The sequence below is a fragment of the Neisseria sp. genome (genome assembly GCF_030523955.1).
Lineage (GTDB): Bacteria > Pseudomonadota > Gammaproteobacteria > Burkholderiales > Neisseriaceae > Neisseria.
In genome coordinates, this window is record NZ_JAUNHL010000079.1 from 1 (window position 1) to 11,295 (window position 11,295).

General features: G+C 49.7%; 9 protein-coding genes. 2 read left to right on the forward strand and 7 right to left on the reverse strand.

Features of this window, described 5'->3' with window-relative positions; genetic code table 11:
• Window positions 1-221 precede the first annotated feature (221 nt).
• From pilC to Q4C79_RS12225, 7 genes are all read right to left on the reverse strand, one after another.
• On the reverse strand, window positions 222-3,422 hold the full coding sequence (pilC, locus tag Q4C79_RS12195; RefSeq protein WP_303091294.1) for a PilC family type IV pilus tip adhesin: 3,201 nt from the start codon (window positions 3,420-3,422) through the stop codon (window positions 222-224).
• A gap of 413 nt (window positions 3,423-3,835) precedes the next feature.
• Window positions 3,836-4,900, reverse strand: a complete 1,065-nt coding sequence (gene fba / locus Q4C79_RS12200; RefSeq protein ID WP_303091295.1) for a class II fructose-bisphosphate aldolase — start codon at window positions 4,898-4,900, stop codon at window positions 3,836-3,838.
• 186 nt (window positions 4,901-5,086) lie between these two features.
• A complete protein-coding gene (locus Q4C79_RS12205) occupies window positions 5,087-6,265 on the reverse strand; it encodes a phosphoglycerate kinase (protein WP_303091296.1) in 1,179 nt (392 codons plus the stop codon).
• Window positions 6,266-6,496: 231 nt separating this feature from the next.
• On the reverse strand, window positions 6,497-7,780 hold the full coding sequence (hemL, locus tag Q4C79_RS12210) for a glutamate-1-semialdehyde 2,1-aminomutase (protein ID WP_303091297.1): 1,284 nt from the start codon (window positions 7,778-7,780) through the stop codon (window positions 6,497-6,499).
• A gap of 35 nt (window positions 7,781-7,815) precedes the next feature.
• On the reverse strand, window positions 7,816-8,208 hold the full coding sequence (locus tag Q4C79_RS12215; protein WP_303091298.1) for a hypothetical protein: 393 nt from the start codon (window positions 8,206-8,208) through the stop codon (window positions 7,816-7,818).
• 492 nt (window positions 8,209-8,700) lie between these two features.
• Window positions 8,701-9,180: a CYTH domain-containing protein gene (locus tag Q4C79_RS12220; RefSeq protein WP_303091302.1), complete on the reverse strand. Its 480-nt coding sequence runs from the start codon at window positions 9,178-9,180 to the stop codon at window positions 8,701-8,703.
• A gap of 19 nt (window positions 9,181-9,199) precedes the next feature.
• Window positions 9,200-9,619 (reverse strand): CopD family protein, encoded by a 420-nt coding sequence (locus Q4C79_RS12225; protein ID WP_303091299.1) that lies wholly within the window; start codon window positions 9,617-9,619, stop codon window positions 9,200-9,202.
• 309 nt (window positions 9,620-9,928) lie between these two features.
• On the opposite strand from Q4C79_RS12225, the gene Q4C79_RS12230 reads away from it, so the two are divergent.
• Together Q4C79_RS12230 and Q4C79_RS12235 are read left to right on the forward strand one after the other, a co-directional pair.
• Entirely contained in the window at window positions 9,929-10,222 is a 294-nt protein-coding gene (locus Q4C79_RS12230; protein ID WP_303091300.1) for a hypothetical protein, read from the forward strand.
• Window positions 10,223-10,446: 224 nt separating this feature from the next.
• Window positions 10,447-10,893, forward strand: coding sequence for a hemerythrin domain-containing protein (locus tag Q4C79_RS12235; protein WP_303091301.1), 447 nt, complete (start codon window positions 10,447-10,449; stop codon window positions 10,891-10,893).
• The last annotated feature ends 402 nt before the right edge of the window (window positions 10,894-11,295 follow it).

The window sequence follows — 11,295 nt, forward strand, 5'->3', positions numbered from 1 at the left end:
GGCCATTTTTTTCTGCTGGTAAGGGGGGGAGTAAAGTTTGGAATTCTTATTTTAATTCACTATATCTTCGGTTGCTGCCTTCTATAAAAAATGTGTTAATTGATCCAAATATGCCGCTTAAGATATTTTCAGACAGGCATTTTATAATTTGGATATTTATCGAACAATAAAAAAACAATACTCGGAATAGTCGGGTATTGTTTTTTTATTGTATTTCAAAATTAGAATATTTCACGCCAGTTGATACGGCGGACATAATTGCTGCAAGCAGGGCCGGCGGTGGCTATGTTGGCTAATGGTGTGCTGGTATTGCCACTGTGACCAGTTTGCAGATAAGGTTTGTTGCCATTATTGAAACAAGAGTTTCTAGGAGTTGAGGGATTGGAGTTTAATGGTGCATCGGTACCGCTTCCGCCTCCTTCGCCATCCAGTGTTTGCGGGTTGTCAGGGTTGTTGGTTGCATCAGAATTGTTGTTTGTATTTCCGTTGTTAGTGGTAGAGCTGGAGTGAACTAACACCTGAGAGAGCAAGCCGTCAAACATTTTCCCGTTTGGATAGTAGGCGGTTTGGTTGGTTGGATCGATATAAGTAGTAGTCGTATTATTATCGTATAGCAATCGCGCATCATTGGCTGTTAAAGCACCACCGTTGGTGCTGTTGATGGCAAGGCTACGGCTCTTGGCGGTGACGGTTTTGGTGTAAGTACTGGCAATACAGGGATCGGCGTTACCATTGTTTTGTTGGGATTCGGTAACGGTATACATACGGGTGGTGAACAGCGCGGTACGCAGCAACATGGTGGGCTGTACAACGACATGTTCACCGGCAGCAGCAGTCAAGTCTATGGTCCAGCCTTTGTGAATAGCAGGATCGAAGCTATAGTCGCTGAGGTAGTAATAACCATCTCTTTCGATAAGATTTTGCTTCAGCAGTTGGCTGCTGGTGGCAGTAGAGCCTGTGGTGTTGATATCGTCATAAATGCCGTAAAGGGATTGTGTACCAGTACTGCGCAAATCCTCAGTGTAGATTTCGCTGCCTGTACCGAAAACCACGACATATACACCGTTGGTGCGCCTGGAGATGGTAGGTGCGGAAGTAATCGGTTGGCCGCCTTTTGCACTGAATATTTTGACTGCCGTCCATTTATCCGGCGTGCTGCGTAAATCGAAACGGAACATGTTGCCGCCATAATCACCGGCATAAGCAAGGTCGTAGATACCATCATAATTGGTATCCAACAGAGTGGGGGTGGCCAGTCCGCCAGATCCATCAGGAGCGGTGATTTTGCCTAACAGTGTGCCCGGTTGGCTGTTACTTAGGGTTTTTCCGCCGGAGGCAGCTTCCTGCCCTAGCATATCGTAGACATATAGGGCAGTTTCTTGATTAGAGGTAGAGCTGGGCTTTGATTCAGGGAAACCGCTGGCTAAGAAGCCTGCGTAACGGATGTTTTGGGTAACATCAACGGGTTGGCCTGCTTCGCGTTGGATGGAAATTCGGCCGATTTTTGGCGTGCCGATGGTATAGCCCAAGGTGTTGCCGTTGCCTTTGGCGGTTTCGAACAGGGGGATGTCGCTTTTCCAGGAGTTGCTGCCGGTACTTAGGGCGATATCCCGTCCGGTGGCACGGTTTTTACCGCCAATGTTCAATGCATAAGCTCCGCGACCACCTTGGCCCATTGCACCGAACATAAAAATCTGGCTATCTTGGCTGGTAGGGGTGCGCAACAAGGTAAATCCGCCGTTAACCATATAGCGGTGCGGATGGGCGCTATCTTGACCGTAGCTCGGGTGGGCAATGTCTTTCAGGGTTTTTGCCAGCGTAGAGGGGTTGCCTTGGTCATCGGTACGCTCCATGGCTGCCGGCATATAGCTGACTAATAAATCATACGGATTGACGGCATTGGTGGCGGTATTGCTGCGAAATAAATGGACCATGCCGTCGTTGGCGGCGGCCACTAGAAATTCTTCGCGATTGCCACGGCTGCGGTCGCCGATGGCAAGTACTGAGCCATCAATAATATCACCCAAATCGCGGGTGCCGGCAGCCCGTTCGCGGTAAGCTTGGGAGTATTTGCGAGTATCCGCCAAATTCTTGATAGTGGTATCGTTTCCTTGGCGGGTGGTCCAAGGAATAAGGGCTTCGCGCCATTCGTTTTGATCGGTGGCTGTGGAACTGATGGTATTGAAATAAGTATTATCGAGATTGGTTAACTCATCGGCAAAGAAGGTGCCGCTTCCGGTGTTAATCAGTGTTTTTCGGTTACCGAACGAAGGTTGGCTATACCCCGTGGCCAGGTTGGGCGAGCCGTCGGAGTTGAGTTTGAAAAAACGTAGTTGGCTGCTCCAGGATGCAGTATCGAGAAAGACCACGGCGGCGGAACCCGGTGCGGTATTGCTGCGGGTAACTGCGGGGGCGGTGCTACCGTAAGAGGTGCCGGTAGTATTAGCTGAACTAGAAGCAATAGTGTCGAAAATATCTTCTATTCGAGTCAGTAGGTCGCCGCCGTTTTCGGTGGAGAAGTAATAGTTGGGTTGGCTGGCACCTTGTTTGAGATAGTTTCTTCCCCGCTCACTCAAACCGTTGCCAAAGCCGATGGTGAAAGTTTGTGCGGTTTGGCTGGCGAATTTGCTGATACCGTTTTCTTGCGGATCGGCAGGATCGCCATTCCAGCTTTTACCTGCGGCATCGATACCGGAAGTTTTAAAGTCGGTGGTTGCCAGTGTTTTGCTAAAATAGCGCAGGCCTTCATCGGCATCCCAGAACGAATCATAAGATCCGCCGGTTGCGGCAATACATTGGCCATAAGGATGGTTGCCGAAGTAACTGTCAGTAAGGTTTCCGAAGGTTTTATAGGGGGAGGTTGTCCAGTTGGCGGGATTTGTAGGAGAACGTTCCCGATTACGGCTGTCATATATCCAGCAACTTAGATTAGAATCACCGTCAGATACCAGCAGAATATAGTTTTTTTGGCAGCGGTAACGGGTAGATTCACGGATAAACTGGCTGACTTCATAATAACGGCGGGTGGTGGGCGTACCGCCATCGGCGGTAATGCTGTTTACACGGCGTATTATGTCGTTATAGTCTGTAGTATAGCCGTTGAGGCCGACATTGCCGTTTTGGTTGAGGGTTTGCAGGCTCCAATAGATGGTGTCTTTGTATTGCGACAGCACTTGGTTTAATACACTTTTGGTAATGTTTAATTTGGAAGCGTGTGCCTGCGAGTTTGGCATGTCATTCATACTGCCTGAGTCGTCAATCAAGAACATAACGTTTGGCTTGACGGTGCCGCTGCCGCCGGTGGTTACTGCCTGATTGTCGAGAACAAAAGGGGTATCCGCCAGTTTGGCTCCGGCATAAAGTGGGATAAGTGCTAGGGCTGCCAGAGTGTATTGGGATAATATTTTGATATTATTTGACATTTCCGAATCCGCTTGGTGTTGTTTGTGGCTAAGAGTAGTAATGCAATGAATCAGGTAGCAGACTGGAAAATATGAAAATGTAGAAATTTAACTGAAGTTTACAGTTTTCTGCGAGAATTGCTTTCCAGCCGTGTTGCTGATTTTTATTAGGAAATTATTTAAAAAACTGTTAATACAGATGGTTATGGGAAATTTTAAGTTTTTTTATTATAAGCTCAGCAGAATTGGCAGATACTCATAAGGTGGGTAATCGGTATGAAAAATGGCCTGAACGGCTTGAAAATACAAAGAAAGCCTGTCTGAAAATGCTTCAGCAATAATTTGCTGATTTTCAGACAGGCACTGTGTGATAAAAAAATAACGTATATTTTTATAACTGAAATAATATTTGCATTTAAGCGTTTTCTTTGCGCTTATTTAACAATTTGTGTTAATTCGCCTTTGGCATATTTTTCAGCCATTTTTTCCAATGAGATGGGTTTGATTTTGCTGGCTTGGCCTTCGCAGCCGAAAGCCAGATAGCGGGCCACACAGATTTCTTTCATCGCGGTAACGGTTTTGGCCAAATATTTGCGCGGGTCGAATTCGGCTGGGTTCTCGGCCATGAATTTGCGGATGGCGCCGGTAGAGGCCAGACGCAGGTCGGTGTCGATGTTGACTTTGCGTACACCGTGTTTGATGCCTTCCACGATTTCTTCCACCGGTACGCCATAGGTTTCGCCAATGGCGCCGCCGTGATCGTTGATGATTTTCAGCCACTCTTGCGGAACGGAGCTGGAGCCGTGCATCACGATGTGGGTGTTGGGCAAGGCTTCGTGGATTTCTTTGATGCGGTCGATACGCAATACGTCGCCGGTGGGCGGGCGGGTGAATTTGTAGGCGCCGTGGCTGGTGCCGATGGCAATGGCCAGTGCGTCTACGCCGGTATCACGCACGAAGCGGGTGGCGTCTTCCACGCTGGTGAGCATTTGGTCATGCGAAAGTTTGCCGACTGCGCCGACGCCATCTTCTTCGCCCGCTTCGCCGGTTTCCAGATTGCCCAAAACGCCGATTTCGCCCTCTACCGATACGCCGCAGGCATGGGAGAATTCGACCACTTTGCGGGTGGTTTCGACGTTGTATTCATAAGAAGAGGGGGTTTTGCCGTCTTCCAGCAGCGAGCCGTCCATCATCACCGATGAAAAACCGAGTTGGATGGAGCGCTGGCAGACATCGGGCGAGGCGCCGTGGTCTTGGTGCATCACCACGGGGATATGAGGAAATTCTTCGATGGCGGCCAAAATCAGATGGCGCAGAAAAGGCGCACCGGCATATTTGCGTGCGCCTGCGCTGGCTTGCACAATTACGGGAGCGTTGACTTGGTCGGCGGCTTCCATAATCGCGCGCATTTGTTCGAGGTTGTTAACATTGAACGCGGGCAGGCCGTAGCTGTTTTCTGCCGCGTGATCCAGTAATTGGCGCATAGAAACGAGTGCCATTGTATAAACTCCTGTGTGATGTAGTGGGGTGTAGTCGGGTTTATTATAGCAGCGGGCTTGGGGAAAAATAAAATTTTTCGGGATGTTTTGACGCTATGAACGATAAGCGGTTGCGCTGTGACAAATAAAATGCCTGTCTGAAAATTGGTTTTCAGACAGGCATTGATTAATATTTTATCAAAATGCTTAACCGGCAAATTTTTCCAGTGCGGCTACGGCGGGCAACTCTTTGCCTTCCAAAAATTCGAGGAAAGCGCCGCCGCCGGTGGAAATGTAGCTGATTTGGTCGGTCACGCCGAATTTGGCAATGGCCGCCAAAGTATCGCCGCCGCCGGCGATGGAGAAAGCCGGGCTTTCGGCAATTGCTTTGGCCAGCACTTCGGTACCGCCGGCGAACTGGTCGAATTCGAACACGCCGACCGGGCCGTTCCAAACGATGGTGCCGGCTTTTTTCAGCAATTCGGCCAATTGGGCAGCCGATTTCGGGCCGATATCCAGAATCATGTCGTCCGCCGCCACATCGTCGATGGATTTAGTTTCGGCTTGGGCGCTTTCGGCAAATTCTTTGGCGGTTACCACATCAACCGGCAGCGGTACCACGCCGCCTTTGGCCGCCATTTTGGCGATGATTTTTTTGGCTTCGTCCACTAAATCCGCTTCGGCCAGCGATTTGCCGATGGGTTTGCCTTCGGCCAGCAAGAAGGTGTTGGCAATGCCGCCGCCGACGATTAACTGGTCGACTTTGTCGGCCAGGCTCTCCAAAATGGTAAGCTTGGTGGAAACTTTGCTGCCGGCGACAATCGCCACCATCGGGCGGGCCGGTTCTTTCAACGCTTTGCCCAGCGCATCGAGCTCATCGGCCATCAGAATGCCGGCTACAGACAGGGGGGCGGCCGCGGCTACCGCTTCGGTAGAGGCTTGGGCGCGGTGGGCAGTGCCAAAGGCGTCGTTAACAAATACGTCGCACAATGCGGCATAGGTTTTGCCCAGTTCGGCATCGTTTTTCTTTTCGCCTTTGTTGATGCGCACGTTTTGCAGCATGGCTACTTCGCCGGCGGCCAGCGAAGGTTTGTTTTCCTGCCAGTCGTTCAATACTTTTACTTCTTTGCCCAACAGCTTGCCCAGATGGGCGGCTACCGGTGCGACATCGTCTTCGGGATGGAATTCGCCTTCGGTAGGGCGTCCCAAGTGGGACATGACAATCACCGAAGCGCCGTTATCCAATGCAAACTGGATGGATGCAAGCGAGGCGCGGATGCGGGTGTCGTCGCTGATTTGGCCGTCTTTAAAGGGCACGTTCATGTCGGCACGGATTAATACGGTTTTGCCTTGCAGGTTTTGGTCGGTCAGTTTCAAAAATGCCATGGTGTTCTCTCCATTGGAAAAAGAAGGGGTATCGCTATCGGTTTTATTATAGTGTAAAGAGGGGAAAACCGATAGCGAGAGACTTCCGTTAAACTCTTTTACGCTGTTTTTATCTCTGGCTTGGAGATTTAGGTCGTGTAGTCAGAATGCCTGTCTGAAAATGTTAGCTTGACAGAAACGCGCCAATTTTTTCAGACAGGCATATCATATTAAGTTTAAGAGCGGTGGGGGTTAACCCGCCATCTGTTGAAATACCGCTTTGGCAGTTTCTACGGTTTCCCCAATCAGCTCGGGCGTATGGGCGGCGGAAACGAATGAGGCCTCGTAAGCCGACGGGCCGAAGGCTACGCCGCGATCCAGCATGCCATGGAAGAAGGTTTTGAAGCCTTCTATATTGGAAGCGGTCATGTCGGCATAGCTTTGCGGGATGTGTTCGGCGAAATAGAGGCCGAACATACCGCCGATATGATCGGCGCAGAAAATAACACCCGCTTGTTGCGCGGCTGAGGTGAGGCCGTCGGTAAGCTGTCGGCAAGCGGCGGTTAATTGTTCGTAGAAGCCGGGGCGCTGGATGATTTCCAGCGTTTTCAAACCGGCGGCTACCGCTACCGGGTTGCCTGACAGCGTGCCGGCTTGATACACGCTGCCGAGCGGAGAAATGCATTCCATGATTTCTTTTTTGCCGCCGAAAGCCGCCAAGGGCATGCCGCCACCGATGACTTTTCCCATGGTGGTCAAATCGGGCGTGATGCCGTGCACCGATTGTGCACCGCCCAAGGCGACGCGGAAACCAGTCATTACTTCGTCATAAATCAATACCGTTCCGGCTTCGTTGGTGAGCGAGCGCAGTTGCTGCACAAATTCGGCGGAAGGCTTAATCAGATTCATATTGCCGGCAATCGGCTCAAGAATCACGCAGGCGATTTCATGGCCGAATTCGGCAAAACATTGCGCCAATGCGGTTGTGTCGTTATACGGCAGCACAATCGTATGACGGGTGAAGTCGGCAGGCACGCCGGCGGAGCTGGGGTTGCCGAAGGTGAGCAGCCCGCTGCCGGCTTTGACCAGCAAGCTGTCGGAATGGCCGTGGTAACAGCCTTCGAATTTGACGATTTTGTCGCGACCGGTGTAGCCGCGTGCCAACCGGATGGCCGACATGGTGGCTTCGGTACCGGAACTGACCAGCCGCACGCGTTCAACGCTGGGCACGAGCTTGGCGATTTCTTCGGCAATCACGGTTTCCGCAGCGCTCGGTGCGCCGAACGACAAACCGCCAAAAGCTGCCTCGCGCACCGCTTCAACCACTTCCGGGTGCGCATGGCCGACAATCGCCGGCCCCCAAGAGCCTACATAGTCGATATAGCGGGTATCGTTTTCGTCCCACACATAAGCGCCCTGTGCTTTTTTAATAAAACGCGGGATGCCGCCCACGCTGCCGAAGGCGCGCACGGGTGAGTTAACGCCGCCGGGAATAATGGCTTTGGCGCGGTTGAAAAGTTGTTCGTTGCGGTTCATGAATCGTCCTTGGTTAAAAAACGGGGCAGCGGATTTTAATCGAACTGCCAGATGTCGTAGCGGCCTTCGTCGGCCATCAGCGCGGTTTGGATTTCTTGATGGGTGAGCTCACTGTCGAAATGAGGCAATAGCTCGGTAAGCGCAGTCATCAGCTCTTCTATGTTTTCGGTATCGTTGGGAAGTCGTACGGTTTTCTCACTATGGCCGATATACCAATAAGGATGCGGTTCGCCGTCTTCGTTCGGTTCGATTTTGATGGCAACCAGTGTAATTTCCGGCCAGGCAATCCGCGAGAATTCCTGACCGTTCATTTCGCCGGCGAGATATTCAAAGGTAATGATGGCGTGGAAGGGGGAGGGTTGGGATGTTTGCTTTTCTTGCAGGCTATCTGGGTTTTGCCATTTTTGTTTTAATTTTGTCAGTATCATCGCGTTTTAAAATCTCTTAGAGGTAAAGTTATTAAAATGATTTTTCTTGTATTTTAGCATCGGAAAAACACGGTAGTTGTAGTGGCTTTGTTTAATGAGGTAAATGAAGGAAATAAAGGGAAATAAGGGCAGGGGAACGCTGTTGGGATATTGCTTATATCGCTTGCTTGGTTTATGATGACAAACAAGTTTCATAAGAAACTATTTATCATAAAATTCAATATTTGGGAAAATGTTATGAAAACTACTATGCTGGCCGCTTTGGTCTTTGCAGTCTTTACTACGTCTTCCGTTTGGGCATAGCTCAATCCGGTAGATTCAGGCAGTAAAATAAAATAGAAAACGGATGGTGATGCCATCCGTTTTTTGCATTTTATAGCAGATTAACTTAACTTTCGCTACGGCGTTGCTGCGCCTTGTCGTACTAATTGTACTGTCTGCGGCTTGCTGCCTTGTATCGAAAATTAATTAAATCTGCTATAGTTTCAAAATTTATTTTTCCGGTTCCCAAGCCGAATAAGGGTGTTTGCTCAGATAGGCATTGGTGTAGCGGCCGTTGGCGGTGATTTCCTCGCCAAGCCATGATGGGCGGGGAAACGGGGTATGCTCGGAGGGTAGTTCCAATTCGGCCACCACCAAAGGTGCGTTGTCGCCGAAATATTCGTCGATTTCAAATAAGAAACCTTCGTGTTTTAGCTCGTAACGGTTTTTCTGCAAGCGGAAAGGGCACAAGGTATCCAGCATGGTTTGCGCGTCTGAAAGTGGGATTTCGTATTCGAATTCGCTTCGTGACACATCGGAAATATAGCCCTTGAGTGTCAACCAGGCTCGGTTGCCGACGATGCGCACACGGATGGTGCATTCTTTTTCTACGCTCAAATAGCCCTGGCTCATTAAACGGGGAGCGCCTGCCAGGGCTTTCCAGCTATCGTCTGCCAACAAAAAGCGGCGCTCGATTTCGATATTGCTCATCATGGTTCTGCGTGGTCACTTAAAAAGGTTTGAAAATCACCAAATAGAGGGCGGCAATCATCATCAATACCGGCACTTCGTTGAAAAAACGATACCATTTGTGGCTGTGCCGGTTTCGGTTGGCGGTAAAAGCACGCAACAGCGCGCTGCAATAGAGGTGGTAGAAAACCAGTAATACGCCAACCAGCGTCTTGGCATGTACCCAGCCTTGGTTTTCCCAGCCGTTTACGAACGGAATCGCCAGGCCGCATATTAAAGCACCGATGCCCCAGGGCGTCATGAAGCGGTAGAGTTTTTGCGCCATCGTCAACAGGCGGCGGTATTCGTCGCTATCCGGCGGTGACATGGCTAGGTTTACAAAAATACGCGGCAGATAAAACAGGCCGGCAAACCAAGAGATGATGAAAAAAACGTGCAGCAGTTTCAGCCACAAATACATGGTAACGGGGCTTTCTTGGATTCGGGTTGGATAAGGCTCGTATGATACACCTGCCCGAACCTTTGCAAAACCATCTTCTGCGGCTGGCCGGGGTATCCGTTATGCCTGTCTGAAAGTTTGGCCGAAGGCTTTCAGACAGGCATGGCGGCAGGAAAGCGGCGGTGTCGTACAATCGCACGTTTTGGGCGTTTGCCGGCGGGATTTTGCCGTTTTATCGGCTATGCGAGGTGGAAGTTTGTTAGAATAAGCGCGCTTTGCGTTTGTTAGGCAAAAGCGTTTATTCATCATTACGATAAATGGAAAACAAAAATGATCGGACAATTTGAAATTCACGGCGGCGTGAAAAAGCAGCTCCAAAGTTATCTCGACGAAAAAGGTATGGATTTGAAAACGGCGATGGATGCCGAGCAGAGCAATGGCGAAGTAGCCGCCATTGTGCACGAAGGACTGCCGGCAATGGTAAAGAAAATCTATTCGCTGCAAAAAATGCAGACTTTTTTCTGGGAAAAGAAAGATTTGATGGTGGAATTTGTGGCGCAGCGCTTGGAAGCGGCGGAGAAAAAGCCCAAAGGCAGTAAAAACAACAATCAGAAAAAGCGTTAAACACAGTTTGGCAAATACCTCTGAATGCCTGTCTGAAAAAGTTTTCAGACAGGCATTTTGCCATCAGGGCAGACCACATGGTGTTCCTGCCCCAAATAATGATTTTTGGCTTCACGCAAGCTTTTTCCCGGCGGATTTTGAGAAAACTTCATCGTGCAAACCCGCGTAAATTTATGATATAAGAAGTATGTAACACACTAAAACACAATCCACAGGAGCAAATTATGGATATTTTCGAGGCGTTGATTGAGAACCACGAAATCCAGCGTAAACTTTGCCGGCAGATGAAAGCCGATAAAAAACTGGAGCAGAAGAAAAAAACCTATGAAGCACTCTATTTGGAATTAGTTGCACATGCGGCGGGGGAAGAGCGCCATCTTTATCTGCCGGTGATGCAGTATGAAAACGGGCTGGAGCTTGGTCGTCATGCGATTGCCGAACACCACGAGATGGACGAACTGCTGGATGTATTGAGCGACGGGCGTACCGGAGAGGAGCGCTGGCTCTCAACAGCCGAGCAATTGGTGGAAACTGTAGAGCATCACCTTGAAGAGGAAGAAGAAAAATTCTTCGTCGATGCACGAAAATTACTGCCTAAAGAGCAAGCCGACCGTTTGGGCCCGCTTTATCAAACGGAATACGAAGAGTTTAAGGCTAAGGAATCGAAATAAGCGGATAAATTTGTGTTTGGCCGCCCGATGCCCGATGGGGTGAGGCAAATGGTTTAATTTAAGCGGAGATATTGGATTTGTTCGCTATAGCGGATTAACTTAACTTTCGCTACGGCGTTGCTGCGCCTTGCCGTACTACTTGTACTGCCTGCGGCTTGCTGCCTTGTATCGAAAGTTAATTAAATCCGCTATAGATTCGTATGACATATCAGTTAGTTTGCCCTTGCGATGCCTGTCTGAAAATGTTTTCAGACAGGCATCTGGCGTTTTCTGGCACATCAACTTAAGAAAAAGAGACCCTAGGGTCTGTCGACAATTAACGCAACGGCGGTGTTTTTGGTCAAAAAACCCCGTCTGCGGCGTTAGGTAGCGTAGCGGACTTGCGAAGCTAAAATGCTCGCA